The 24,322-nt window shown below is 38.4% G+C and carries 30 protein-coding genes; 7 read left to right on the top strand and 23 right to left on the bottom strand.

The genetic code is table 11. The annotated features are described in order from the left end of the window. Positions 1-57: 57 nt before the first annotated feature. The 3 genes from HNQ80_RS06330 to HNQ80_RS26410 all read right to left on the bottom strand — a co-directional run bounded on the left by HNQ80_RS06330 (position 58) and on the right by HNQ80_RS26410 (position 3,281). Positions 58-1,041 carry a sugar kinase gene (locus HNQ80_RS06330; RefSeq protein WP_330602771.1) on the bottom strand — a complete coding sequence of 328 codons (984 nt, stop codon included), beginning with the start codon at positions 1,039-1,041 and terminating at the stop codon, positions 58-60. Between the two features lie 482 nt (positions 1,042-1,523). After that, on the bottom strand, positions 1,524-2,123 hold the full coding sequence (locus tag HNQ80_RS06325) for a nitroreductase family protein (protein WP_184309300.1): 600 nt from the start codon (positions 2,121-2,123) through the stop codon (positions 1,524-1,526). 150 nt (positions 2,124-2,273) lie between these two features. Further along, on the bottom strand, positions 2,274-3,281 hold the full coding sequence (locus HNQ80_RS26410) for a methyltransferase domain-containing protein (protein WP_207726883.1): 1,008 nt from the start codon (positions 3,279-3,281) through the stop codon (positions 2,274-2,276). 183 nt (positions 3,282-3,464) lie between these two features. Here HNQ80_RS26410 and HNQ80_RS06315 point away from each other — a divergent pair, with 183 nt between their 5' ends. Both HNQ80_RS06315 and HNQ80_RS06310 read left to right on the top strand, forming a co-directional pair. After that, complete coding sequence (locus HNQ80_RS06315) at positions 3,465-4,550, top strand: DUF2087 domain-containing protein (protein WP_184309296.1); 1,086 nt, start codon at positions 3,465-3,467, stop codon at positions 4,548-4,550. Between the two features lie 36 nt (positions 4,551-4,586). Beyond that, the gene (locus tag HNQ80_RS06310; RefSeq protein ID WP_184309294.1) at positions 4,587-4,907 is read left to right on the top strand and encodes a GIY-YIG nuclease family protein; all 321 of its coding nucleotides are present in this window, start codon (positions 4,587-4,589) and stop codon (positions 4,905-4,907) included. 109 nt (positions 4,908-5,016) lie between these two features. Here HNQ80_RS06310 and HNQ80_RS06305 read toward each other — a convergent pair whose 3' ends face one another. From HNQ80_RS06305 to HNQ80_RS06295, 3 genes are all read right to left on the bottom strand, one after another. Continuing rightward, positions 5,017-5,802, bottom strand: a complete 786-nt coding sequence (locus tag HNQ80_RS06305; RefSeq protein WP_184309292.1) for a copper amine oxidase N-terminal domain-containing protein — start codon at positions 5,800-5,802, stop codon at positions 5,017-5,019. A gap of 83 nt (positions 5,803-5,885) precedes the next feature. Next, positions 5,886-7,142: a GTPase HflX gene (gene hflX, locus HNQ80_RS06300; RefSeq protein ID WP_184309290.1), complete on the bottom strand. Its 1,257-nt coding sequence runs from the start codon at positions 7,140-7,142 to the stop codon at positions 5,886-5,888. Positions 7,143-7,934: 792 nt separating this feature from the next. Continuing rightward, positions 7,935-8,375, bottom strand: a complete 441-nt coding sequence (locus tag HNQ80_RS06295) for a hypothetical protein (RefSeq protein ID WP_184309288.1) — start codon at positions 8,373-8,375, stop codon at positions 7,935-7,937. Positions 8,376-8,562: 187 nt separating this feature from the next. On the opposite strand from HNQ80_RS06295, the gene HNQ80_RS06290 reads away from it, so the two are divergent. After that, positions 8,563-9,279: a DUF1361 domain-containing protein gene (locus HNQ80_RS06290; RefSeq protein WP_184309286.1), complete on the top strand. Its 717-nt coding sequence runs from the start codon at positions 8,563-8,565 to the stop codon at positions 9,277-9,279. 29 nt (positions 9,280-9,308) lie between these two features. Here HNQ80_RS06290 and HNQ80_RS06285 read toward each other — a convergent pair whose 3' ends face one another. The 7 genes from HNQ80_RS06285 to HNQ80_RS06255 form a co-directional block, all read right to left on the bottom strand. Then, the gene (locus HNQ80_RS06285) at positions 9,309-9,515 is read right to left on the bottom strand and encodes a hypothetical protein (protein ID WP_184309284.1); all 207 of its coding nucleotides are present in this window, start codon (positions 9,513-9,515) and stop codon (positions 9,309-9,311) included. 212 nt (positions 9,516-9,727) lie between these two features. Then, entirely contained in the window at positions 9,728-10,048 is a 321-nt protein-coding gene (locus HNQ80_RS06280; protein ID WP_184309282.1) for a hypothetical protein, read from the bottom strand. Between the two features lie 49 nt (positions 10,049-10,097). Continuing rightward, positions 10,098-10,442 (bottom strand): hypothetical protein, encoded by a 345-nt coding sequence (locus tag HNQ80_RS06275; RefSeq protein WP_184309280.1) that lies wholly within the window; start codon positions 10,440-10,442, stop codon positions 10,098-10,100. Positions 10,443-10,675: 233 nt separating this feature from the next. Next, the gene (locus HNQ80_RS06270) at positions 10,676-11,212 is read right to left on the bottom strand and encodes a 2-oxoacid:acceptor oxidoreductase family protein (protein ID WP_184309278.1); all 537 of its coding nucleotides are present in this window, start codon (positions 11,210-11,212) and stop codon (positions 10,676-10,678) included. Then, positions 11,209-11,961 (bottom strand): thiamine pyrophosphate-dependent enzyme, encoded by a 753-nt coding sequence (locus tag HNQ80_RS06265; RefSeq protein WP_184309277.1) that lies wholly within the window; start codon positions 11,959-11,961, stop codon positions 11,209-11,211. Before HNQ80_RS06265 ends, HNQ80_RS06270 begins: the two co-directional genes overlap by 4 nt. Positions 11,962-11,964: 3 nt before the next feature. Further along, the gene (vorB, locus tag HNQ80_RS06260; RefSeq protein WP_184309275.1) at positions 11,965-13,035 is read right to left on the bottom strand and encodes a 3-methyl-2-oxobutanoate dehydrogenase subunit VorB; all 1,071 of its coding nucleotides are present in this window, start codon (positions 13,033-13,035) and stop codon (positions 11,965-11,967) included. A gap of 25 nt (positions 13,036-13,060) precedes the next feature. After that, a complete protein-coding gene (locus HNQ80_RS06255) occupies positions 13,061-13,264 on the bottom strand; it encodes an indolepyruvate ferredoxin oxidoreductase subunit alpha (RefSeq protein ID WP_184309273.1) in 204 nt (67 codons plus the stop codon). A 428-nt stretch (positions 13,265-13,692) separates the two neighbouring features. Between HNQ80_RS06255 and HNQ80_RS06250 the strand changes: the two genes are divergently transcribed. After that, positions 13,693-14,577, top strand: coding sequence for a LysR family transcriptional regulator (locus HNQ80_RS06250; RefSeq protein WP_184309271.1), 885 nt, complete (start codon positions 13,693-13,695; stop codon positions 14,575-14,577). 77 nt (positions 14,578-14,654) lie between these two features. Here the strand turns inward: HNQ80_RS06250 and HNQ80_RS06245 are convergent, their stop codons facing one another. Both HNQ80_RS06245 and HNQ80_RS06240 read right to left on the bottom strand, forming a co-directional pair. Next, entirely contained in the window at positions 14,655-15,602 is a 948-nt protein-coding gene (locus HNQ80_RS06245) for a GGDEF domain-containing protein (RefSeq protein ID WP_184309269.1), read from the bottom strand. Positions 15,603-15,718: 116 nt separating this feature from the next. Further along, a complete protein-coding gene (locus HNQ80_RS06240; RefSeq protein WP_243183010.1) occupies positions 15,719-15,913 on the bottom strand; it encodes a helix-turn-helix transcriptional regulator in 195 nt (64 codons plus the stop codon). Positions 15,914-16,078: 165 nt separating this feature from the next. Between HNQ80_RS06240 and HNQ80_RS06235 the strand changes: the two genes are divergently transcribed. After that, positions 16,079-16,459, top strand: a complete 381-nt coding sequence (locus HNQ80_RS06235) for a helix-turn-helix domain-containing protein (protein ID WP_184309267.1) — start codon at positions 16,079-16,081, stop codon at positions 16,457-16,459. A 46-nt stretch (positions 16,460-16,505) separates the two neighbouring features. Here HNQ80_RS06235 and HNQ80_RS06230 read toward each other — a convergent pair whose 3' ends face one another. The 3 genes from HNQ80_RS06230 to HNQ80_RS06220 all read right to left on the bottom strand — a co-directional run bounded on the left by HNQ80_RS06230 (position 16,506) and on the right by HNQ80_RS06220 (position 18,610). Then, positions 16,506-17,483: a quinone oxidoreductase family protein gene (locus HNQ80_RS06230; RefSeq protein WP_184309265.1), complete on the bottom strand. Its 978-nt coding sequence runs from the start codon at positions 17,481-17,483 to the stop codon at positions 16,506-16,508. Between the two features lie 52 nt (positions 17,484-17,535). Then, a complete protein-coding gene (locus HNQ80_RS06225) occupies positions 17,536-17,730 on the bottom strand; it encodes a hypothetical protein (protein ID WP_207726882.1) in 195 nt (64 codons plus the stop codon). Between the two features lie 139 nt (positions 17,731-17,869). Next, positions 17,870-18,610 carry a SagB/ThcOx family dehydrogenase gene (locus HNQ80_RS06220; RefSeq protein WP_184309261.1) on the bottom strand — a complete coding sequence of 247 codons (741 nt, stop codon included), beginning with the start codon at positions 18,608-18,610 and terminating at the stop codon, positions 17,870-17,872. A gap of 538 nt (positions 18,611-19,148) precedes the next feature. Between HNQ80_RS06220 and HNQ80_RS06215 the strand changes: the two genes are divergently transcribed. Then, positions 19,149-19,760 (top strand): lactate utilization protein, encoded by a 612-nt coding sequence (locus tag HNQ80_RS06215; protein WP_184309259.1) that lies wholly within the window; start codon positions 19,149-19,151, stop codon positions 19,758-19,760. A gap of 353 nt (positions 19,761-20,113) precedes the next feature. Here HNQ80_RS06215 and HNQ80_RS06210 read toward each other — a convergent pair whose 3' ends face one another. From HNQ80_RS06210 to HNQ80_RS06200, 3 genes are all read right to left on the bottom strand, one after another. Continuing rightward, positions 20,114-20,566: a GNAT family N-acetyltransferase gene (locus tag HNQ80_RS06210; protein WP_184309257.1), complete on the bottom strand. Its 453-nt coding sequence runs from the start codon at positions 20,564-20,566 to the stop codon at positions 20,114-20,116. Next, positions 20,566-21,657, bottom strand: a complete 1,092-nt coding sequence (locus HNQ80_RS06205) for a hypothetical protein (protein ID WP_184309255.1) — start codon at positions 21,655-21,657, stop codon at positions 20,566-20,568. Before HNQ80_RS06205 ends, HNQ80_RS06210 begins: the two co-directional genes overlap by 1 nt. A 257-nt stretch (positions 21,658-21,914) precedes the next feature. Beyond that, positions 21,915-22,436, bottom strand: a complete 522-nt coding sequence (locus HNQ80_RS06200) for a DUF2318 domain-containing protein (protein ID WP_184309253.1) — start codon at positions 22,434-22,436, stop codon at positions 21,915-21,917. 181 nt (positions 22,437-22,617) lie between these two features. Between HNQ80_RS06200 and HNQ80_RS06195 the strand changes: the two genes are divergently transcribed. Beyond that, positions 22,618-22,899 carry an antitoxin Xre/MbcA/ParS toxin-binding domain-containing protein gene (locus tag HNQ80_RS06195; RefSeq protein WP_184309251.1) on the top strand — a complete coding sequence of 94 codons (282 nt, stop codon included), beginning with the start codon at positions 22,618-22,620 and terminating at the stop codon, positions 22,897-22,899. 56 nt (positions 22,900-22,955) lie between these two features. Here the strand turns inward: HNQ80_RS06195 and HNQ80_RS06190 are convergent, their stop codons facing one another. Then, positions 22,956-23,240: a hypothetical protein gene (locus HNQ80_RS06190; RefSeq protein WP_184309250.1), complete on the bottom strand. Its 285-nt coding sequence runs from the start codon at positions 23,238-23,240 to the stop codon at positions 22,956-22,958. A 10-nt stretch (positions 23,241-23,250) separates the two neighbouring features. Beyond that, a complete protein-coding gene (locus HNQ80_RS06185; protein WP_184309248.1) occupies positions 23,251-23,931 on the bottom strand; it encodes a DUF3786 domain-containing protein in 681 nt (226 codons plus the stop codon). Positions 23,932-24,322 lie beyond the last annotated feature (391 nt).

Below are 24,322 nucleotides of genomic sequence, written 5' to 3'. Positions count from 1 at the left end.
ATAAGAAAAGAACATGGCATATAAAGCCATGTTCTTTTCTTATATCATCTTATGATTTTATCTGTCTATATATTTCTCAATCCCCATAAAATTCTTTACCTGGGACATGGTTGGAAAACCTTCCATATCGCCTCTCACCAATGTGGCCATGGCACCGACTGCATTGGCCAACTGCCCACATTCTCTTAAACTTAGATTTCGCAGCAATCCAGACAAAAATCCTGCGGCGAATCCATCTCCAGCACCTACGGTATCCTCTGGTTTTTCTACCACATAACCCTCAATATAGACTTGCTCATCTTTGCTTGCTACGTAACAGCCTTTCTTGCCCAGCTTTGTCACGACAAGTTTGTTCCCCATTTCTAAAAAGCTATGTGTAATCTCTTGATAATCGTCCATACCCAACAGGAGCTCCCCTTCATCAATTCCAGGGAAAATGATGTCGGACTGTTTTGCCATGTCGAGAATTGTAGTTCTGGCCTCTTCTGCACGCCATAATTTTAATCGTATGTTGGGGTCAAAGGAAATGAGTACCCCCTTCTCCTTCGCCTTTTCCATGATATGATATGCTGTTTTTTTATTCACATCTGACAGTGCTGGTGTAATACCCGTAATATGAAGAATTTTTGCCAATTGAATATATGCCATATCTAAATCTTCAATATTTATATTGCTAGCTGCAGAATGCTTTCTGTAATAATAGACATTTGGGTTTACATGGGCGAATCTTTCTTTAAAGACAAGTCCCGTTTGTCTGGATTCGTCCACGACGACCCTTGACACATCTACCCCTTCTCCCATGATCACAGATTTTATATACCTTCCAAATTCATCATCTCCCAATTTGGAGAACCATCCTACCTGATGCCCCAATCTAGCCAAGGCAATCGCCACATTGGATTCTGCGCCAGCAATGGTCTTGTTATAATTGTGAACATATCGGAGCGGCCCTGTAGAATCGGGATTAAACATCACCATGGTCTCACCAAAGGTTACTACTTCCATGCTCCTTGTACACCCTCCATTCGGTATTTCAATCATCATATTCCCTACTTTCATTTATGTTGTCTGACATCATATAACTATATTATATATGAATTTTCTGTAAGATGAAATACCTCTTTTTTACCTCTATCAATGGTTTATTTAGCATGCAGACCCTTAATCACCCCTACCAATGTGTACAGTATCCCGTAGTGATCGGCGCCCCCCGTTCCGTGGTTTTGAATCTCTATCTTTTTTGGAACGATGGAGGCATCGTTCCCTACACAGGATGACAGCCAGACTGTTATCTGTGGTCAAAGGGCGATTCGTGAATCGCCTCTACCAATGTGCACAGTATTCTGTAGGGATCAGCGCCCTCGCCGTTCCGTGGTTTTTGAATCTCTATCTTTTTCGGAACGATGCCCCTGTCCAACCGTTACCGTTGCGACGCATTTTTCTACAACTATGCCATAAATACAAAAGGCGCACTTCCCGTGCGCCTTTTCACAACCTAAGTAGCTCTTCTACTAAGGTCTATGCTATTTGAATACCTTTACTCTTTCTTCCAATGACATGAATTCTTTTTCTCCAGCAGGAGCTGTTGGTTTTCCAAATGGCATTTGAGCGATAAGCTTCCAATTGTCTGGTACATTCCACTCTTTTTTTACTTCCTCATCAATAAGTGGATTATAATGCTGTAGTGAAGCGCCAAAACCTTCAATTTCTAAGGAAGTCCATACCACATATTGAAGCATGCCTGTGGAATGCTGAGACCAAACAGGGAAATTATCCTTATAAAGGGAAAACTTCTGCTGAAGTCCTTCGATCACACTTTGATCCTCAAAGAATAGCACCGTACCGTATCCACTCTGGAATGCATTCATTTTTTCTTCTGTCTGAGCAAAACTTCCTGGTGGAACGATCTTACGCAAGGTTTCCTTGGTAATATCCCACAATCTGTCATGTTGGGCCCCTAACAGCACCACTACCCTTGCACTTTGCGAATTGAAGGCTGATGGTGTATATTGTACTGCATGTTGAATCACTTCTTGAATTTTTTCATCAGAAACCACGAAATCCTTGCTGATACCATAGATAGACCGTCTCTCTTTTACAGCTGCACTAAATTCTTTATTCATTCTTGTTCCCTCCAAGATTTAAATTATCACATAACGTGTATTTATTTTTTACCCACTGTATATAACGTTATGCAAAAAATTTATCTTATCAGCACTTTTTCTAGCGTCCTGTAGGAAACGGTGCCCCTGCCTTTTTATTGTGCTTTTGCATCATTCGTTTTTTTGAAAGATATATCCATCAAAATATCCCCTTGCATCTGTAAAGGATTCATGCCGCAACAGAACCAATTCAGGATATCTGTCCACCAATTCCTCTTTCTCTAAACAAAATTCTCTGGGGTATCCCTTTTCAACATTTTGCAAGTAATTAAATGTGCATATCAACAAAATTCCCTTTTCATTTAGCAACATTGGCAACAGATTCAATACATCCTTGGTTGGCTTATAATGATTGATGATGATATTATCAAAACGGTCTAATGCTTTCAATAGTTGAGCATTTCTTAAATCTATCTCTTTCCCTTCTACATATGTACCTTCTTTTTCTGCAAAGTACCTCATTCTTTCTAAAGCCTCCGATGAAAAATCGATTCCCTTCACCTGAAATCCATTCGTCGCTAAGAAAATGGCATTTCTACCATCTCCACAAGCAATATCAAGAACACTTCCCGTTTGCAGGAGATGTACATTGTTTACTAAAAAAGCTTCTGGTTCTATTAGTCGAAGATCTCTTTGTCTAAAAAAGTCATTCCACTCTGCTTTTTCGACCTTCGCAACTATTTTCCTTTTGTCAAGATTCGTCGCTTCAAAAGAAGAAAGAACCCACTTATGTAAAATGGACTGGATCTTTGGATACGTCAGTTTCTCAGGAATCTCCTTAAATAATCTCACCTCGCCTATTTCAAGTTCCGGCAAATCCCCTAGTTCTTCTATTTCTGCGAAAAACAACCTTCCAAAGGATGGCTCTTCTTTCACGGTAACAGAATAATCACATATGGGTTTGATTGTAAATTTCTCTGCCCCTGATTCTTCAAACAACTCTCTCGATGCAGTCGTATTTATATCTTCATCTTGTTCCCTTCGGCCACCTGGTATCTCCCAGGTATCTCTTTCTTTATGTCTTACAAATACCCATTGTTCCTGAAACAATGCGGCGATCACTGCATATTTCAATTTCTCATCCTGAACATGGCCAAGTTCAAACATTTCGACCTTCATAATCATCCCCCCTATTCATCTCATTCCCAGCTCATCTTTCTAAAATTTTTTGCCCCTCTGATGATGTAATGATATATATAAATTATTACGCTACTATTATAGCACAAAATATTCTTGATATTTTAATAGATATTGTGATATATTATCTATATAATAATAGATGAATATAAGGAGTGTTTATTATTGAAAACTTCCGAGCAATTCTGGAATGCTTCTTTAGAGGAAATAAAAAACGGTTATATCGAAGACGAGAACTGCTTCACCTGTCTATTATGCGGAGAGCAGATAGAAAAGGGGATTATTTATCCTGTTGATCGTGTTTTGTACGAGGCACAAAAGTATATGATTAAGCATATAGAGGATGTCCATGGTTCCGTTTTTGAATACTTGAATAGCCTTGATAAAAAGATTACTGGTCTGTCAGAACATCAAAGCAATCTATTGAATCTGTTTTATCAAGGCAAAAATGATCATGAGGTCCAAAAAGACTTAGGTATCGGCAGCGCCTCTACCATTCGTAATCATCGGTTTACATTTAAGGAAAAAGAACGACAATCCAAGATCTTTCTCGTGCTCATGGATCTTTTAAAAGAAAAGAATAAAAATGCTGTGGCTGTAGTCAAACCACATAAGACAGCAACCATGGTAGATGATCGCTACGCCATTACTGAAGAAGAAAACGAAAAGCTGCTTAGCAAATATTTTCCACAGGGTATAACTGGTAAGCTTACAACCTTTTCTATGCAGGAAAAGCATAAGCTTGTGGTACTCCGTGAAATTACAAAACGTTTTGACCGTGGACGCACTTATAAAGAGAAAGAACTCAATGAAATACTCAAGAATGTATATGAAAATGATTATGTTGCCATCCGAAGATATCTCATCGAATATGGTTTCATGGATCGAAACAAAGATTGCAGTGAATATTGGGTAAAAGATTCCACTATCTCTTCACAGCCAACAGAAAAAGTCATAAGTGGTGTCTATCAAATTCGTAATACACAAAATCAGAAGATCTTCATTGCAAGCGGAAGAAATATCTCAAAGCTCAATGGTATCAGGTTCGATCTTAAGACAGGTTCTCATCGGAACAAAACCCTACAAAGCGAATGGAATCAATATGGAGAAGATGCCTTTGTCTTTGAGATCTTAGACTCCTTTGAGGAAGCGGAAGATCCTAAAAATGTAACCAGAGAGCTTAAAAAACTCGAAAAAAAATGGATTGACAAGCTTCAGCCCTTTGGAGAATACGGCTATAACAAGAAATAGAAGCATATTACTTTAACGATTTTAAAGGAGGATACTATGTCTACCCAATTGAACCGTAAAGAGCTTATCGCTCAGTACAAAGAACTCAAACACGATGCTGGAGTATATCGTGTTGTGAATCACCAAACGGGAAGATACTTTTTAAGCAATAGCTCAGATATCAACAGCATCTATAATAAATTTGAATTTGCCAAAAAAGTCAATTCCTATGATGTAATGCACAAAAAATTAGCCAATGACATGAAGCAATATGGCTTCGATAGTTTCTCTATCGAAGTATTAGAATTATTAGACATTACACCTGAAATGACAAACGTGGAGATTCAAAAAGATTTAAAGATACTTGAGGCCCTTTAGCGTGAAAAACTAGGAACAGAAAACGAATATTAAAAACCATTTTTAAATAATGAGCCACTGCATTTGCACAAAAATAATAACCCCATGGGGGGTTATTATTTTTGTAAGTTTATTCTACTACTCTTATTACTTTTGCTCCAATACGAACGGGATATATCATGGTAATAGGTCCTTCTTCAAATGTTAATTCTACCTTTTCACCCGGTTCTAGGGTTGTAATCCCATGATTCCCTTTCATCATCTGTGTTTTTTCATGGATTAAAACAACTGCCGTATCATAAGTACCGCTATCTTGATCAACATTTTCTACTATGATTTCTTTGAGCTTTAATTCATCATCATAGGTTACTTTTTTAATGACCGCTTTCATATCTACTTTCTCATTTGCTTCATCTATATGCGTTGTTGGATTAGCATTTTGAACAATGATATTGTCTCCTTGTACAGAATACTCGACCTTTAGAACTTCCTCTAAAAATGTTAAGGATACATATGCTCTATCTTCTTTTATTTCTGGGGCAATCCCTAAAGACATCGGTGCTACCTTTGCAAAGAAATAGCTGTCTTTTCCAATAGATATGCTTGTCCATTTAGCTCCTTCTTGTATATCTATCTTTTTTAATTTATCGTTCCATTCAACCTTGTAATCAAGGGCTTCAAGGGTCCACCTTAAAGGGATCATGGTATGACCATCTTTTTCATAGATCATTGTATCCTTTAGATCTATCTTCTTCCCTCCAACGAATATACTTTTCGGTGTCATTGCTTTTATAGGTGCACTGATTGGTATGATTTTTTCTGTCTCTCCTTTATTCTCTACATTATTGGCATAAACCATCGATGCTCCCGAAAAAGCAATGGATGAAGCCAAAACAATTGCTACTATTTTTTTCATAAAAAATATCCTCCTTCAAATTTTGGTACATTTATTGGACGAAGGAAAAAATAAAAGGTTCCTACATTTCAACAAATTTCATTTTATTCTTGAATGACATAGGCCTGACATTTTTTAAAATCCGAGTTCTTACATTCAACAGTTAGCTTCGTGCCATCATCTTCATAATCGATTGATAGAACATGGGCATTCTCATTAAAGTAAGAAACCAACTCACCGTGAGAATAAGGGATCAACAGTGTACATTGAATATAGTCTTGAAAAATTTGATCGCAAATCATTTGGATTAACTCATGCATGCCAATCTTCTGTTTTGCAGACAGATACACACAATCCTTTTGAACTATTGGAATTTCAATATCCATTAAATCAACCTTGTTATAAGCATAGATCGTTGGAATATCTCCAATCCCTATTTCTTTCAGCGTATTCTTTGTAACTTCTATATGCTGCTTATATTGAGGATTTGAATAGTCAATCACATGGATTAACAGATCAGCCTCTGCCACTTCTTCTAAGGTTGATCGAAATGCTTTGATCAGATGATGGGGCAGCTTGCTGACAAAGCCAACTGTATCCGTCAATAAAAAGGATTTGTTATCTGGTAGCTTAATGTTTCTAACGGATGTTTCAAGGGTTGCAAACAACATATCTTTCTCAAATACTTTTTTATCCGTTGATGGCATAAATAACTCCAATAGAGCGTTCATCATTGTTGATTTACCAGCATTCGTGTATCCTACTAGTGAAACTACAGGTATCTCTTTTTTTTTCCGTTGTTTCCGCTGATTTTGTCGTTGGGCCACAAGGATTTCCAACTCTTTATTTAGCACAGTTATCTTCTCTTCAATTTTACGTCGATCCAGTTCCAACTTCTTTTCACCAGCACCTCTGTTTTTCGTACCTACACCGCCGCTTTGCCGCCCTAGCGATTCACGGAGTCCAATGAGACGTGGCAGCATATATTGCAAATGAGCTATTTCCACCTGGAGTTGTGCCTCCCTTGTTTTCGCTCTCTGGGCAAAAATATCTAGAATTAGAATGGTTCGATCTATCACTTTGCATTTCAAAGCTCCCTCAAGATTACGAATCTGCGTAGGCGATAGCTCATCATTGAAAATCACCATATTTCCATCATTTTGTTCAAGCAGTGCTAAGGTTTCTTGAATCTTGCCATTCCCGATGTAGGAAGATGGATTCACACGGCTTAGCTTTTGGGTAATTTGACCAACCACCTCAACATCACAAGCAGCAGCTAGATTTTCTAATTCTTCCATCATATATTCATAATTATCTTGATGGCTCAGTTTAACACCTACTAATATTGCTTTTTGGTTCATTTTTATATCCCTCCAGTATTTTACATTACAAAAGCGCCTAAGGGCGTTTTCGCTAGGAAACCCTAGTTTCCCTTCGACGACTGCTATCGCAGTCTGAGCACCCTCCTTAGTACGGCAGGGGATTTCATCCCCTACAACCCCTATTTTTTATTGTCTGGTTTTCTTAATCACTATACCCATTGTGCTTACTTAATTTAAGCTTACTTAAGATTTACACTTTCTTATACAATAAAAAAACACAGACTGGTTGCCTGTGTTTTGAGTAAACGGAAGAAGATATGACAAAAACACTGAAAGAAATCACTCATTTTCGAAAGATTACAAAAACAAGAGATCTTTACAAGTAAATTTATGGTCTTCTCAATGAAGCATCGTAAACTAAACTATATTTCCTAACTGCAAGATGATTCAATGACGTATACCTCCCCACCTGCTTCTCCTTTGCAAAATGGTTATAGCAATCCTGTCAAATTTTCATCCTTCAGAAAGAAAAATAGCATTACCTTCTTCGAGAATTACATTTTTAAAGAAAAAAAGAGGACAGATTTGTCCTCCTTCTTTTTCACATATAAAAATATATACGACAAAATAAGGGTTTCCTTAAAAATAGGCAGACCAATCCCGATTACTCTACACACAGGCAGAGCCTTTAAGCACTATTCAATTAGTAGCATAAAGCATTTAATCGAAATTTGATCATATTAATAACACCCATTTTCAGTCCACCCTCCGTTCTTTTAGATATACTTTCATCTTATCACAAGTACTTTTCTTTCGCAATATTTTCCCTATCTACTTCCCCAAAAGTATTTTGGCAAGTTCAGGGCTAATCAAATGGTATGTGGTATCTCTCACCATTGCAACGACCCGTGTTTCATCCCCATAACTTGTAATGGTAATCTTTCCATCATCCTTCAATGTAATCACCATGCGATAGCCTGCAATCATTTCGATGAAAGACGTATCATCAATCATGCTATCATTGAAAGCTTTCACGATTTCATCCTTTTTAAAATCATCCTTTACCAGCTTTCCGTCCAGATCATAGAGTTCAATGGCCTTCACATCCTCAATTGTGATATTCTTCTGCTGGTCTGCTCCTGCAAGAACGATTCCTGCTGGGTTACCATTTTGATCTGGCTGAGCTGCAATATCTCCTTTGCTCTGTGCACACCCAAATAACATTAAACCACTTATTGCGATTACTATTATTGTAGAAAACTTTCTTTTCATCATATCATCCTCTCTGCTATTTTTTTGTTTCTAGTATTCAGACGAAGATTAGCAGAAAAGGTTCCATTTCTTTGTGGAACGGCGGAAGATAGCATCTTCAAAATTTTTGACTAGCATCTCAACGTTTCACGGTATACTATATGTATATGGATCGTAATGCAGACTTATTATTGGAGGCAAGGGCAGAATGGACTTTCGCAATCGCAGCATGTTTCATCGAAGCATTCTCTTTATTTTGGGTATTTATATACTGCTTTCTCTTACAGGATATGGAATGGTTAGATTTCGTGCCATTTATACAGGCACTATGGCTTATAGATATTTATTGTGGAATCTGTTTCTAGCCTGGGTTCCTCTAGGGGTTTCGGTAATCATGAATTATTTATACATATATTGCAGACCAAGGATACTTCGAATGATCTTTTTGATTTCCTTGGGATGTATCTGGCTGCCTTTTTATCCCAATGCCCCCTACATACTAACCGATTTCATTCACCTAAACCAAATGAAATTCTACTTCGGTACTGGAAGCTATAATATGTCTTTTATCGTTTGGTATGATTTTATCATGATCTGCCTATTTGTTTTGACGGGCTTTTTCATTGGCTTTGTTTCCTTATATCTAGTCCATAACATGGTTAAGGATCGATTTGGGAGCTGGTTAGGATGGGTTTTTGTCTTTGTTATCTTGTTTTTAAGCAGCTTCGGTATTTACTTAGGTAGATTTATCCGCTGGAATAGCTGGGACTTGATTTATCGTCCCATGTTATTATTAGAAAGTATCCTTGAAAGCTTCCATAACCATGCATTGGCCTTCACCTTCTCCTTTGGAACATTCTTAGTATTGATGTATATTGCCCTTTATACCCTCACAACCCTGTCAAATAAAAAGTGTGACAGATGATCTATCTACTGTCACACGCTGTAAGAAAATTATGCTTTGCTGCTTTCTTTACTGCTTTCATTGCCTTTTTCAATCCATCGATAGGCTAAATATAATCCAGGTACAGCTCCAACTCCAACGAGAGGGATTAAAAATCCATTGCCTATGACAATAGATAGAATGAAAATTAAGTTTGCAGCAGCCCCTATTCCAATTGCCAATCCTACCCCTGCATAGTAACTCTTTGAGTACTCCATTTTCCCCATCCTTTCCATAGATACCCCTAAATTTCAAATAAATTATTTGACTTACTTATATATAATTACGGAATTTTTTAAAAGAAGTTTATATGATACGTTAAATTTTTAACATTTTTTTCGAATTCGCTAATACGCTAATCCTATTTTCGAATAAATGATCATGACTTTGATATTATAAAATTGTTCAAAAAAAAGAGAGTATTCTCTCTTTAAAACACAGATGTTGGCATCCATTTTTCCATGTAGGGAGTGAATTGACTCTCTTCAATGTTGCATTCATTCAAACCATTGAATACAAAATTTATGATATGGGTGTATTTATTGATTTCTTCCTGACTTTCTCTAATCCGTTCATTGAGCAATAAGATCTGACTTTTTGCCTCTTCCCTTTCGAATCTTTTATAAAACTCAATATCCTCTTTATACTTCTCTAATATCTGCTTTTTAAGCTCTACAACAGTTAGCAGACCGCCTGTTGTTCCTGTCATATATGTATAAAATCTCTGTAGTTGCTTTTCGGTTAAAAGCACGGATTTACCCTCCCCTTATTCTTTGTCTGCTTAGACAAATCTGTTTTCTTTAACTGACTTCTCGATGTTTACCCAATAAGCAATCTCTGAACATCAGAAGGTATTGTCTTCTTTCCATGGGATTGTCCCATTGATATATATGTTTTAATTCCTTGTCCAATGCCGATAGAGTCATCTTAAGTGTATCTCGACTAACCTTTCCCTGACATTCGTATTCTATTTGAGCCAACGCCAACACTTTCAGAGGAAACATTTTATCCAATAATATTTGTGTCTTTAGTTCATACAAAGCATCCTTTAGACTGCCGTACTTCGCGTGTAACTCTGTAAAGCGGTCAATTACCTCTTGAGCTGTGGCATTATCCATGATTCGATATCCCCATGCTCCAGTCACTGGTACTTCTCTCCCCTTTTTTATTTTGGACTATTACCAAAATCAGGGGATTTTATACATAAAAAAGTCTTCCTTAAAATTTTAAGGAAGACTTTTTATCAAATAACTAAATATCTTACTACAAGGATTCTGTAGGGATCGGCGCCCTCGCCGTTCCGTTGGTCTGATGCTTATCCTTTGCGGAACAGGGGCCATCGTTCCCTACATTAACCCCCTATATACAGTCGTGTATTTTAACGATTCACGAAGGAGATTCCTTCTTTGATCGCATTTAAATTGGTTTCTAATAATTCAGGCTTCTTCTTTGTTAATTTCTCCATGGCCTTTTCCACTTTCGCTAGGTCAACAAGCTTTAAGCTTGGAAGCAATGCACCTAGACAAACCATGTTTGCAATGCTTGTATTGCCCAATTCATTGGCCATATCCGTAGCTGGGATTTCAATGATTGTAATATCCTCCCTCATGCCGTCCAGTTTCGCCAACGAAGAATTTACAATCAATACACCTCCTGGCTTTACTCGAGGAGCAAATTTATCATAGGCAGGTTTATTCAATACAATCGCTGCATCTGCATAGGCAATCACTGGAGAGTTTATTTCTTCATCCGATAAGATTACGGAGCAGTTAGCTGTACCTCCGCGCATTTCAGGTCCATAGGATGGGATCCAACAAAGCTCCAGATCAGACCCCATTCCGGCATAAGCCAAAACCTTACCTAAAAACATAACACCCTGGCCACCAAATCCTGCAAGTATTACTTTATCCATCATAAGCTCTTTACCTCCTCTGCCACCTTTAATTCACCCATTTCATAAACAGGCATCATGTTTTCTCGTAACCATTTCAAACTGTCTGAAGGTGACAAGCCCCAGTTTGTTGGGCAAGTTGACAACACACTGACGAATGCAAACCCTAGCCCAGCCTGCTGCACTTGGAAAGCTTTCTTAATGGCTTTTTTCGCCTGATTGATGTTTTTTGGTGAATCTACAGAAACAGAAGCCACATATACTGCCCCCTCAAGATTCGCAATCAGTTTAGGTAAGTCGATGGGATAGCCGTTGGTACCAATATTTCTTCCATAAGGGCTTGTAGATGTCTTCATCCCTTCCAGCGTCGTAGGTGCCATTTGGCCTCCTGTCATACCGAAAATTGCATTGTTTACCATGATGGAAGTAATCTTTTCACCCCTTGCTGCGGAGTGAATGGCATGCTGTGTTCCGATGGCAGCAATATCTCCATCTCCTTGGTAAGTAAAGACGATCTTATCTGGCAACGCTCTTTTCACGCCAGTCCCTACAGCTTGGGCTCTACCATGGGCAGCTCCCACAAAGTCACAACTGAAGAAATCTTGACAAAATCCTGCACATCCTACTGGTGAAATTCCAATTGTATCTTCAATAATATCTAATTCTTCCAGTACCTCAGCAATTAGTCTCATGATAATTCCATGGGTACATCCAGGACAGAATGAAAAAGGAACATCTGTCAACCCTTTACTTCTACCAAATATTTTTTCCATGGTCTATACCTCCTCTACTGCTGATAGGTTAAATTTATTTTCAACATATTCCAATATTTCATCTTCTGTTGGCAACATACCACCTTGTCTTCTGAAAAGGTGAACAGGTACCTTACACTCTACCGCAAGCTTTACATCCTCAATCATCTGTCCTGTGTTTAGCTCAACTGTTACGATGCCTTTTACTTTATCCTTATATGGAATGAAAGCTTTTTCTGGATATGGCCATAAAGTAATCGGGCGAATTAATCCCAGCTTGATTCCCTTGGCTCGAGCATTTAATACGGTACTTTTACAGATTCTTCCCGTTGTTCCGTAGCTCACCAATAGATATTCTGCATCCTCTGTGTAGTATTCTTCCCAACGTTGTGCTTCCTCTTGAATCTTCTTATATTTTTCTTCCCATATTAGGTTATTCGCTTCTCCTATTTCATTGGTTAAGGAATAGCTCGCTAAAATTCGCTTCTTTCTATTTTTTGCACCATCAACCACCCAATCTCTATCAAATGCTGGGGCTTCTGGTCTTTCCTTTAAGATCACAGGCTCCATGGTCTGACCCAAGAAACCATCGGATAAAATCATTACCGGATTACGATATTTGTCCGCCAAATCAAAGGCTTCCATGGTAAAGTCATAAAGCTCTTGGGCTTTGGATGGTGCCAAAACAATTAGGCGATAGTCCCCATGCCCGCCGCCTTTTGTAGATTGGAAATAATCGGATTGAGCTGGTCCTAAACCACCTAGCCCCGGTCCACATCTATTTACGTTTACAACAACCATCGGTAATCCTACAGCCGCACTATAAGAAAGTCCTTCCTGCTTCAAACTAACCCCTGGGCTGGAAGATGCCGTCATTACTCTATTTCCTGTACAAGCAGCACCATAACACATATAAATCGCACCAATTTCATCCTCAGCCTGTAGTACCGTACCGCCATGCTTCGGCAGATGTGCAGATAAGTATTCGATTACCTCTGTAGATGGCGTGATTGGATAACCAAAAAACAGCTTACATCCTGAACGAATGGCAGCTTCGCCAATGATTTCATTCCCTTTTAATAGTACCTTTTCCATCTGATATCAGCTCCCTTCCTACCCTTTATTTATAAACCTCTATAGCTACATCCGGACAAACCGTTGCACACAAAGAACATCCGATGCATTTTTCCTGATCTTTACAAACCACGGTAAAGTATCCTTTTTCATTCGTTTTATCTCCAATATCCAGGATCTTCTTCGGACAGACTTCGATGCAAAGACCACAGCTCTTACAGTATTTGTCTAACACATTCACCTTTGCCATTACAAACCCTCCCTTTCCATCACTCATCGAATCTACAATGCCTATTGCATTTTTATCTCCATAAGCAGTTTGAAATCCTTTTCCTACCTATGAACAAAGTTGCCTATCGGCAATTTGTTTTCGCTAGGAAACCCTAGGTTTCCTTCGACGGCTGCAAAGCAGCCTGAGCACCTTCCTGAATACGGCAAAGGGGAAATCCCCTCTGCACACCCCATATATAGGAAATTGAAAACCATAATTTCCTATATATTAAAAAAATAGTGGAATAATTCAACTATATTAATAGAATACAGAATATTACACATACTGTGAAATAGTATAATCCTATATCAGTAATAAGTAAAAGTGATTTCTGTTTATAGAAAGGCAAATCCGTGATATGATCTTTATATACCATTGATTTAAGATATGGAATTGGAGGAATTTGGATGGATATACGACAATTGCGTTATTTTATTGCTGTTGCTGAGCATTTAAGCTTTACAGAAGCAGCCAAGCATCTGTTTGTAGCACAATCCGCCGTAAGTCAACAAATTGCAGATTTGGAGAAAAGAATCGGCGTACAGCTGTTCATTCGAAACAAGCGTTCCGTTAAACTAACCAACGCCGGTGCGGTCCTCCTGAAGGAGGCAATCAATCTGGTAAATAAATCTACAGAGGCTATTGAAAAAACACGGCAAGCAGAATTAGGTATCATTGGGAATTTGAAGATAGGATTCTTAGGTTATACAGAGAGGAACTTTTTGCCTGATTTAATACGACAGTTTCGCCGTAACTATCCCAAAGTAGAATTACAACTAGACCAGTATAATCACGGCGCTCTCATTGAAGCCTTAAATACAGGGGAGTTGGATATAGGTTTCACCCTATCCTTTGGATTAGAAAACGTGGGCGGCCTGGAAAAGAAAAGCATATTTACAGAAACCATTTCCATCGTCATGCACCGTGAGCATCCCTTGGCAAATCAAAGCAGTATTAACATTGCCAACTTAGCCAATGAGCATTTTATTATCCTAAACAGAGAAGAATCGCCCCAAGGATTCAATCAAACATTATTGATCTGCGCAGACAATGGCTTCTTTCCTGACATCGTCAGTGAGCCCCGGCTTCTCCACACCGTGCTGCTGCTGGTAGATGCAGGGATGGGTATTGCGATCCTTCCAAAAAGTTTGCAGCATCATTCCAGTCCAAGTCTCCGGTTTATTGATATCGAAGGGGAAATCAATGACCATAAGTTGGTAGCAGCCTGGAAGAAAACAAACATGAATCCTTCCATCGCTTTATTTTTGAAAGAGCTTGAAGCAATAAAATGACATCACCTCAGTAATCTATCTAGCAATCAATTATCTTTGCTACCGTCTGAGAAATAACATGAAAAATGGAAGGTATTCTACTTATATTTGATATTAGAATTTCCTTGCTTCTTTAACAGTTCTTTTGATTTCAAACCTATTTCCATCATGCTGTATCTATAAATCACATGATCCAGCTCCCGGCTTAAACCCAATACGTCCTCATTTAAATGATCTTTATTTTCCCCCATTAAATCATTTAGATGATTTCTGATTTCGTCCATGTTTTTTCTTAGTTTCAATAATTCTTTATACTTTTTACTGCCAACTTGTAATTTTTTGCATTGCTTTTCTGCATATAAAAGATTATCTGCTTTTTGGAATGCCCCCATCAAGCCCGAAAAATTATCAAAAGAGGATACCCCCATACTCACATGAATCCCATGATCTTTCGATTTTTCATTGATTTTTTCTCTTATTCTATCCATCAATTTTTGTATATCCTTATTCTTTAGCCCATTCAAAAGAATCACAAATTCATCCCCACCATACCTAAAAGCAATATCCTCTTCTCTTATGGATTCCTTAATGGATTCAGACACTATTCTAATCTGAATATCTCCCACAGCATGACCTTCACTATCATTTACTTCTTTTAAATTATCAATATCTATGATCATTAAAGTATCAAAACACCCTTGAACTTCCGTGAATTTATTATGCATCATATATTCCCACATATTTCGATTATACAAACCACTCATCATATCTTTGTATGCCATTGATGAAAATCTGCCGGCCTGAACATCTGCTATCAATTCAATAACATATAGGCTTTGATTGTTTACAAATATTCTTTCCATGGTTACTTGCGAATCACCCCATTTTTTTATGCCAAAATCCCCTGTCTTTATGCGATCATAAACGTGGCTCTCTTCTAAAAACGCATTAATTTCATCTTTATTCCCCTGACTTCCGTATACGACCTTTCCATCCTTATCAAGCAAAATAAATCTTGATTTCATCCCATACATATTCCCAATCATAGAAGCGTCCCCCTGTTAATCTTTCTGATAATGTTCTTTATTAGAGCCCATATCGTTAATAGCGTTACCGTATGCTGCTTTCCCCATATGGAGAAATCATTTAAAATGGATATCGATTACGGTTTGAAGAAAATTTCTTCCACAGGCTCTTCAAGTATTAATGCGATCTTTCTAGCGGTTTCTATATCTATTTTTCTCTTTCCTTTTTCAAGTTGATTATATCCACTGGTATATTTATAGCCAAGTTTTCTCGCCATTTCTTCTTGGGTAATTCCTTTTTTTAATCTTAATTCCTTTAATTTTTCATACAAAATCATCACCTCCATTGACAGAATAGTCATTTGGTGAACTTTATGATTCTATACTATCATACTAAGGCTGTATGTCAACATTATTAAGTCTTTTTGACTACTTTTTTATTATTTTGTTAAAGTTCACAAAATGTGTATTATAATATCCCATAGGGAGGTGTTTTCATGGCTGTTTTTCAGAATAGACTCCGTGAGCTTAGAAAAGCATTGGGACTAAGTCAAGAGAAATTGGGCCAAAAGTTCAATCTTGCAAAATCAACAATCTCACAATATGAACTAGGAAAAAGATCTCCTGATTCAGTAATGCTCACAAAGTTAGCTGATTTTTTTAATGTTACGGTGGACTACCTCCTGGGAAGAACCGATGTAAAAACCCCTTATGATACAGAGACCTGTATAGAAAGAAAATGTCTATTTGAAACGAAGTCTTATTATAATTTAGACAAGTCCGGATTGCCAGAGGAAGCAATCAAGCAGATCGATGAATATATACAGTTTATCAAACATAAATATCTTTCAGATGAGACATCGCAGAAGAAAGATTAAAAAAAGACCAAACCTGGTCTTTTTTTAATATATAAGAAAATATGCACTAAGGCTTAAGTAAGATTTTCCCCACAGTCTGCCGGTTTTCGATGAGCTCATGAACTTTCTTTGCATCTTCTAAAGGGTACGTTCCACTGATCACCAACTTGATCTTGCCTTGTTCCAGCAGCGGCAGCACCTGCTTTGCCGTCTCCTGAACCATTTCAGGGCGATTCTTTAGTGTTGTGCCTAAGCTAAATCCCAGAACAGCTCTGCAGCTGGCATGGAGCTGCTTGGTATTCACGGTTCCACCAGCACCACTGGAACTATTAAAATTCACAATGCGCCCATACATAGCAAGACATTCCAAGCTCTCATTGAAGTTATCTCCACCCACAGAGTCCAAAATAACATCTACGCCTTTTCCATCTGTTACCTCGTTCACCACTTTGGAGAAACTGTCTTTCCGATAATTGATCACCAGATCCGCACCGACCTGTTTTGCAACCTGTATCTTCTCGTCACTTCCCACAGTACCGATAATTTGTTTTGCTCCTAGCAACCTTGCCATCTGAATAGCCGTGGTACCGATGCCCCCTGCCGCTACATGGATCAGGACAGATTCTCCCGACCTCATCCTCGCCACCTGATGCAACAGATTATAGGTTGTAAACGTAACCAAGGGACTAGCCCCAGCAGTCTCAAAGTCTAGATCTTCTGGTATAGGAAATGTAAGCCTTTCATCGGCCACCGTATACTCCGCATAAGAGCCATTACTGGGAAAAGCAATGACTCGATCTCCTTTCTTAACAGTTCTTACATTCGCACCTGTCTCCTCAACAACACCTGCCACATCAAGACCAGGAATGACGGGAGGTTTACCTGCCGCATGGTATTCACCTTTCCTCGTCTTGATATCTGCAAAGTTTACACTGGCAGCAGCAACTCGAATCAGCACCTGATTCGCTTCTATCTTAGGAATCTCTGTCTCCTTTAACGTTAGTACCTCTGGGCCACCGAACTGCTCTATTACGATCGCCTTCATCTCAACGCCTCCTTCCATTATACAATCTGATTTAGTCTACAAATTCTATTTCTTATTCTACCCAAATTCCCAAGAAGTTAGCATCTTTATGTTCGTTTTTCCTAATAACAAGAGAGCCTGTGGGCGATTCATGAATCGCCCCTACCAATGTATACAGTATCTCGTAGGGAACGGCGCCCTCCATTCCGTGGTTTTGAATCCCTATCTTTTTCGGAACGATGGGGGCATCGTTCCCTACACAAAACATGATTTTCTGTGGTTTTGTAGGGTCGGAAGACCCTGTCTGACCGTTACAGCTTCGTGGCATTTTTCTACTAATACCCACTACCCATATTAAAAAAGATCAACATAGAACTTTAACAGCATCTTATCCTTTCAATGGCCCTCTACTCTATCTTTCCAACAGGGGCAACATAGATGGTGAACTCTTCTTGGCCATCCACATGGATCAGAGCATCTATCTTTTCTTGATCGTAAGCACCGATGGCACAGGTACCACAGTTGATGGATTCACAGGCAAGATAAAGGTTTTGACAGAGGTGCCCTGCATCCAGGGCAATAACTTTATGCGATAAAGTATCATATCGCCATTCCGTCCTATAAGGGATGGTCGTCCATATGAAGGTTACAGCCCCTTCCCCTGCAAAATCCTGCCCACAGCATGCGTCAGCGATTTGTTCCGCAAAATTGTGATCTTCGGATAACAACAGCAGTTTATGATCTAACGGCAGATATCTATACAAGCCTGCCTTCAGCCCATCAACCCGCTGAACATATAAATAGGTTTCAAAGGGATGTCTTGCACCACCCGATGGCGCTGTTCTTAAACGTTGATTTTTTTCATTCACCCCTTGGGTCGCCCACAGCAAATAAGACAGTTCTTCCAGGTTTAGGGCCTGTTCTGTAAATTTTCTTCGACTTCGTCTTTTCTGAATTATATCGAACAGTGATCTTCTACCCACCGTCATATCTTCCGGCGCAATGAGCCCTATCAATGTTGCTCCCTGATCGTACGGCTTTTGCAGGTCAGGCATGGGAATCTTCTTCCTCTGATCTGTCTCAGTCCTATCCCAAGCATCCCAATCTCCACCCTTTAAAAATTCCCTATTTTCCTTTATCGTCTTCATCTTTCTACTCCTTTCGTATGTATTCATATTTTAAGATTTCAAATATTAAATGCAAAGTTATACTGTTTTCTCTATTGCAAGTCTATAATCCTTTAACCTTAAAAGATTATTCTAGTATTTTATTGCAGATATATAAAACTAAATAAAATGATTCAGGCTGACATTATTCATCGTAGAAATCACATCCTATAGAAGTGAATCCATGAAAAAGCAATCATTTTCAATTTAAATTCAGACTTAATGGTGGATTACTCCAGCATCCTTTGACAGACTGGAGTATTGACCAATTCATCAAAGACTGGGAACGTGTATATGGAAAGAATCAATTAACCCTAGATATCAAATAATCTAGACTGTACATCAACACGAATAGCCAAAATAGTATTTGGATGGAAAATTTTATAATATCTCCCTTATACATTCTTTTTATCCTTAATGAAACATCATCCAAAATACAGGAATTTTTATCCATATCATCGAAATATATTCTCTATGACACAATATCATGGATCGTTATCTTTAAGGGGGCATATGATATATGGATAAAATTAGTCAGATCATTGAGAACTTTAGAAAAAGAAACATTGATGCCGAGTACTTTCATAGTTTAAATGAAGTAAAACAAAAAATACTTGATCTCATTCCCGTTGATATTTCCATAGGTATTGGAAATTCTCAAACCCTCAAAGCCATGGAAATTTCTCAACTTCTTTCAGCCCGAGGAAATATTGTATATGACAAAACCTTTGCCACAACAAAAGAAGAATCCAAACGTTTGAAAAAAGAATCCCTTCTTGCAGAGTGGTACATCACAGGCAGCAATGCCATCTCTAAAGATGGCCACATCGTAAATATAGACCACAGTGGCAATCGTGTGGCAGCTATGATCTATGGTCCAGAAAAGGTAATCGTCGTCATTGGAACCAATAAAATTGAAGATACCTTAGATGCGGCGATTCACAGAGCACGAAACCATGCTGCTCCTTTAAATGCCAAAAGAGCTGGTTTCAACCCACCCTGTATTAAATTAAAAAAATGCGTCGATTGTAAAACCACTGATCGTGTTTGTTATAATCTGGTCGTTATCGAAGGCCAACACCTCAAAGATCGAATGAAAGTGTTTATCGTCAACGAAGATTTAGGTTTTTAATGTATGTGACTCTGTTATAATTCTAGGTTGAGGTTTGTATGTGCAAACCTCAAGGTCTACTCTCGCAAAAATATGCAAACAAATCAAGACACATAGGTCCGCCCGTACTTGTCATCCTGAGCGATAGGGAAGGATCTTTCAATGGGAATATCTTTCTGTTTTTGGCAGTTAAGGTTCTTCGTTGTGCTCAGAATGACAAGAAATGCAATATTATCAAAACTAAAATAGAGACAGGCCTGTATGTCTGTCTCCAGTTTTGTTTAAACCTCTAATTTTCTCTTCCAAATTACATAGTCACAATGTCATAAATATCATTATTCAGATCTTCCTCAAACCCATTTTGCTGCAACCATCTACAATGTATAAATCAATCGCGGAACTTTACGACCTTTTCTGACAAGGGACTCTACTTCTCCCGATGGTACTGCCCCCATTTTGGTATAAAACGCCTTAGCATCTGGACCGGCTACTATGACAAGTTCTCTGATGCCCAACGTTTCACACGTTTTTATCATATGCGTCCATAAAGCTTTTCCATAACCTTTTCCTATACTCTTTGGTTCGATAAACAAATATTCCAAAGAGTTCTCATGTCCATCTATTAAAAGACCATAAAATCCAACAATTTTTTCTTCCTCTTGAATAACATAAGTCGGGTTATTACTTATGAAATCCTCCGTCACCTTATAGATCATTTTAAATTTTTCCATGAAATCAGAGTCATAACCCCAGTAGGCTTCAGATTCGACAGCTATGTTGGTCAATATTTCAGAATCGCTTATTTTCGCTCTACGTATATCTGTCATTATCTTTTATCCTTAAGAAGTTTCTTAATGTACCCTGCATCTATTGGTGTGTTTGTCTTATATGCATGAAATTCCTTAACAAAGAAATTGTCTACAAGGGAGATCGTAAGGATATCCTTGCCTATGCTGCCGATCAGAATTTCCTCTCCAGCCTTATTATAAAAGGCCATAATTCTATCTTGGTACAAGTTGTCGTCGTTATTCTTTATGATCTTATAAAGGTCGAAAGAGTCCAAATACGTAATGATCGTCTCTATTGCTCCTTGATTTCTTATTTCAATCTTTTCCTCTGGTGAATCCCAATAACTACATGCCAATTGCTCCCCTTGATCAGCATATTGTACAAGAAGCTTACGAAAGTGATACTTATTGGCTGCTGTCATTGTCTGCCTTGACTCGGTCTTTTCGTCAAATACGATACGATAGAATAAGATTTCTTTGTCCTGGGGAGATCGGTCGATGGTCTGCCAGCCTGGAATATCCTCTACTTCTACCTCCACATATCCTGGGAAGCAATTCCGTATTCTCACTGAATTACGATTTAGCACTTCGTTTAAAAAAATCATATCTTTCGTTTGCATATCCACTAAGTAAACAGCATGAAATATCCGCCATTTCCCATCTCTAAAATGACCACTTATCAATAAATATCGAGGGGTTTCATAAACCTTCGCAATTTCAAAGGCCCCATATTCCTCCTCTACCTTTAAGGGAGTCACCTGTGAATTTTGGGTATTATCGCAAAATGTTACGGTGGTCTTTAGCGGTGTATAGGGCGCGGGAATATTCTGATTCGTAAATATTCCCTCATATTGAAGGGTGCTTCCATTGTGCAGATCAATATAAAAGGTTCCTTGCCCGGCCATGCCTCCATGTATAAAAACACCTTCTCCATCATTAGAAGGTTCCTTCAATTCATCTAGACTTAATGCATGGATTTTCATGCCCCATTCATTTCTCCCTAGGGGTTTTCTCCCATGCTCACTGCTCGATGTATTTTGAGAGGGAATAGATGTATCACCACATGCTGTAACTAATAGCAATATGACAGCAAGAATGAATGAAATTGATCGTACGCCCTTCACATTCATATAATCCTCCACGTATCAAATCAATGATATCTCCCCATGCAATATTTTCTCTTCAAGTAGCCTTATAGTAATAATTTACCATAAAAGAGAAATAGCGTCAAAATAGTTCTAGCGATTTCATGCAAATCCTAAGGTGCCAGGTGTAGGAAATCATACACTCACTGTAGCATTTCAGTAAAAACTTCCTTTGCAGGAGCGTGGGGTTTGATAAATGTGCTCCCATAATTTTTTATCTGATTTCAAATGTGTAAATAAAGCTATTGCTTTGCCCAGTTGCTGAAATACTCTTGATTCTCACTTAGGAAGCTTTTCCCAATCGTTATTTTTTCAGCATCTTCTGTTTTGTTATCCCCCATAATTGGCACTGGATTACAGCCACCCTTGATTTTCTCTATATCATCGATATTAAATACATTACCACAATTTTGACATACAACCGTATCGTCCTTCTGTACATAGTAGCCCCTGCCTGAATCAAAGCATACTTGGCATGTATTCAAAGCTGTTCTCACAGTACCATCTGTCGCCTTAACAGCCATTACTTCCATATAGGTATCTCCATCTTTATAACCATAGAAACTCACCTTCTCAGACACCTGACCTTTATCAATGACCAAATCTCCATCCATAGTCACTGGAATATCAGCATTTTTACTGACGTCTGCAGCTTCATTCGTATTTATACTGGAACAGCCGCCGAGCAATAATACGCCGGCTACCAGTATGGCATATAGCTTCTTCGAACCCCTCTTTTTATAGCCTTTCTTTTCCTTATTCATTTTGACAACCTCCTTTAAATTTAAAAGTAATTTCTTTTCATTGTATGATTCCTTTTTCATTGCAACTCTCATGCCAAATATTCACTGGTTTTTATCCATGGAATATTTTGTAAGAAAGGTAAAGTATAAAATCTCCGCTAGGGGGTAAACTGTTATCTAACTTAGCATGGAGGGCGATATGATGAAGCGAAGAAATGGCTTGTATAAACAAGATATGATGACAAATATAGTAGGGTCGGATAGAAGCAATGGTGTAGATAGACAAATCGGGGACTACTTAGACAACTACTATGATGATTGGATTGACACCCCGATTCCTGCCCTTGATGGACAAACGCCAAGAGAAGCAGCCAAAAGCTCAGAAGGCAAGAGAATGCTGGAAGATCTATTTGACTATATGCATCATCTTCCAAATACAGTTCCCTTTCCGTATGAAAAGATGAAAGAGGAATTACGGATATAAAGATGCTTTTAAGAAAATAAAAAGAGTCGGCATTTTTATATGCTGACTCTTAATTTTCATATATTGATAAATAAATATTGCGTCACACTCGTAGGGAACAATTGGGTTAATATCTTTGGTCTGCGGGCGAACACTGTTCGTCCCTGCCAATAGGTACAGTATTTTGTAGGGATCGGCGCCCTCGCCGTTCCGTGGTTTTGAATCCCTGTCCTTTTCGGAACGATGGGGGCATCGTTCCCTACAGAAAACATGATTTTCTGTGGTTTTGTAGGGTTGGACACCCCTGGCCAACCGTTATCGTTACGTCGCATTTTTACAGATGTGATTGCCCATTTCATCATGGAAATTTAATTACCTTTTTGCAGCTTTAATTACCTGTCTAACCAACCAAGGTCCAAGACTGGCTAGGTCTTCCACATGGATCTCTTCTGTAGCTCCATAATCGAATAAGATACTGGCGGAAGCTTTAAATTCTTCGTCTCCTAACCAGAGAACCAAAACGATGGGAATATTGGGCAGAACATTAAATTTTAACCCAATGTCTCCCATGGTGACGCGCTCAGCTCCCAATTCGTAACCGGCTTTTAAAAAAAGATCTCCCTTCTCCCCAAAAAACTCAGCCAATGGCTTTATCCCATACCGAGCAAAGGCATCATAATATACACCGGCCCCCTTTAACTCCCGATAAGATACCCATCTGTAGGCTGGCAGACTCTTGGTGGCCCTATGTAAATAGCTGAGGATCAGCATCTTTTCAAACAGCATCTCATCGGTATCCCGAAGGATGAGCATCTTCTCCAATACCGACTCATCTTGATGGGATACATTCTCCTTTTCTCGATCTCTCAGCGTAATATCTCCACTGGGATACGAAATGAGATATTCTTTATCTAGAACCCATAAACGAAACAACCCCTTTTCAGCATCATACTCAGCACCGCTTTTCTGCGCCATTTCTCCTGGATTGTATTTGGCAAACGCTTTACATAACCCTTCATAGCACAATTGATAATTAGACTTTTTTTCATCCATGCTGGATATCCCCCTTATAATGAAAAATAGATAACACACCTATTCTCATTTATATCAGCTTATCTCCTATCCATATTTTTAGAGAATCTTCCACAAATCAATCGTAGATTCCTTCCAATATAAGGATTTTTTCCAAACAATTTATTCATAGTCTGCAACAATTATTCCTATGAGCTTGTACAAAAAAATATCCACTCTTTTTCGGTATATACAAGTATATAATTGTTAAAATAATAACTGTCAGAAACGTTGGAATATTTAGATTTCTTATAGTTTTACCTTAAATTTTATGCTATAATTGAAGTTATTGGATAGCTCCAATTACTTGTTGAATTGTACTGGACAATGAGTATATTAGCCATATATACGGTTTTCATACCGTTAATGAACA

The organism is Anaerosolibacter carboniphilus, from assembly GCF_014205875.1.
GTDB lineage: Bacteria > Bacillota > Clostridia > Peptostreptococcales > Thermotaleaceae > Anaerosolibacter > Anaerosolibacter carboniphilus.
This window is presented reverse-complemented; position numbering and strand designations above follow the sequence as displayed.

Bases quoted from the DNA above. Each gene is read 5' to 3' on its own strand.
- HNQ80_RS06250 (WP_184309271.1), top strand. From the start codon at position 13,693: ATGGATATACGACAATTGCGTTATTTTATTGCTGTTGCTGAGCATTTA.
- HNQ80_RS06205 (WP_184309255.1), bottom strand. From the start codon at position 21,657: ATGAATGTGAAGGGCGTACGATCAATTTCATTCATTCTTGCTGTCATA.
- HNQ80_RS06270 (WP_184309278.1), bottom strand. From the start codon at position 11,212: ATGATGGATAAAGTAATACTTGCAGGATTTGGTGGCCAGGGTGTTATG.
- HNQ80_RS06185 (WP_184309248.1), bottom strand. From the start codon at position 23,931: ATGGATGAAAAAAAGTCTAATTATCAATTGTGCTATGAAGGGTTATGT.
- HNQ80_RS06225 (WP_207726882.1), bottom strand. From the start codon at position 17,730: ATGTTTTGTGTAGGGAACGATGCCCCCATCGTTCCGAAAAAGATAGGG.
- HNQ80_RS06330 (WP_330602771.1), bottom strand. From the start codon at position 1,041: ATGATTGAAATACCGAATGGAGGGTGTACAAGGAGCATGGAAGTAGTA.
- HNQ80_RS06200 (WP_184309253.1), bottom strand. From the start codon at position 22,436: ATGAATAAGGAAAAGAAAGGCTATAAAAAGAGGGGTTCGAAGAAGCTA.
- HNQ80_RS06210 (WP_184309257.1), bottom strand. From the start codon at position 20,566: ATGACAGATATACGTAGAGCGAAAATAAGCGATTCTGAAATATTGACC.
- HNQ80_RS06220 (WP_184309261.1), bottom strand. From the start codon at position 18,610: ATGAAGACGATAAAGGAAAATAGGGAATTTTTAAAGGGTGGAGATTGG.
- vorB (WP_184309275.1), bottom strand. From the start codon at position 13,035: ATGGAAAAGGTACTATTAAAAGGGAATGAAATCATTGGCGAAGCTGCC.
- HNQ80_RS06235 (WP_184309267.1), top strand. From the start codon at position 16,079: ATGGCTGTTTTTCAGAATAGACTCCGTGAGCTTAGAAAAGCATTGGGA.
- HNQ80_RS06295 (WP_184309288.1), bottom strand. From the start codon at position 8,375: ATGAAAAGAAAGTTTTCTACAATAATAGTAATCGCAATAAGTGGTTTA.
- HNQ80_RS06305 (WP_184309292.1), bottom strand. From the start codon at position 5,802: ATGAAAAAAATAGTAGCAATTGTTTTGGCTTCATCCATTGCTTTTTCG.
- HNQ80_RS06190 (WP_184309250.1), bottom strand. From the start codon at position 23,240: ATGATGAAATGGGCAATCACATCTGTAAAAATGCGACGTAACGATAAC.
- HNQ80_RS06285 (WP_184309284.1), bottom strand. From the start codon at position 9,515: ATGGAGTACTCAAAGAGTTACTATGCAGGGGTAGGATTGGCAATTGGA.
- HNQ80_RS06265 (WP_184309277.1), bottom strand. From the start codon at position 11,961: ATGGAAAAAATATTTGGTAGAAGTAAAGGGTTGACAGATGTTCCTTTT.
- hflX (WP_184309290.1), bottom strand. From the start codon at position 7,142: ATGAACCAAAAAGCAATATTAGTAGGTGTTAAACTGAGCCATCAAGAT.
- HNQ80_RS06215 (WP_184309259.1), top strand. From the start codon at position 19,149: ATGGATAAAATTAGTCAGATCATTGAGAACTTTAGAAAAAGAAACATT.
- HNQ80_RS06245 (WP_184309269.1), bottom strand. From the start codon at position 15,602: ATGATTGGGAATATGTATGGGATGAAATCAAGATTTATTTTGCTTGAT.
- HNQ80_RS06325 (WP_184309300.1), bottom strand. From the start codon at position 2,123: ATGAATAAAGAATTTAGTGCAGCTGTAAAAGAGAGACGGTCTATCTAT.
- HNQ80_RS26410 (WP_207726883.1), bottom strand. From the start codon at position 3,281: ATGAAGGTCGAAATGTTTGAACTTGGCCATGTTCAGGATGAGAAATTG.
- HNQ80_RS06310 (WP_184309294.1), top strand. From the start codon at position 4,587: ATGTCTACCCAATTGAACCGTAAAGAGCTTATCGCTCAGTACAAAGAA.
- HNQ80_RS06290 (WP_184309286.1), top strand. From the start codon at position 8,563: ATGGACTTTCGCAATCGCAGCATGTTTCATCGAAGCATTCTCTTTATT.
- HNQ80_RS06230 (WP_184309265.1), bottom strand. From the start codon at position 17,483: ATGAAGGCGATCGTAATAGAGCAGTTCGGTGGCCCAGAGGTACTAACG.
- HNQ80_RS06255 (WP_184309273.1), bottom strand. From the start codon at position 13,264: ATGGCAAAGGTGAATGTGTTAGACAAATACTGTAAGAGCTGTGGTCTT.
- HNQ80_RS06195 (WP_184309251.1), top strand. From the start codon at position 22,618: ATGAAGCGAAGAAATGGCTTGTATAAACAAGATATGATGACAAATATA.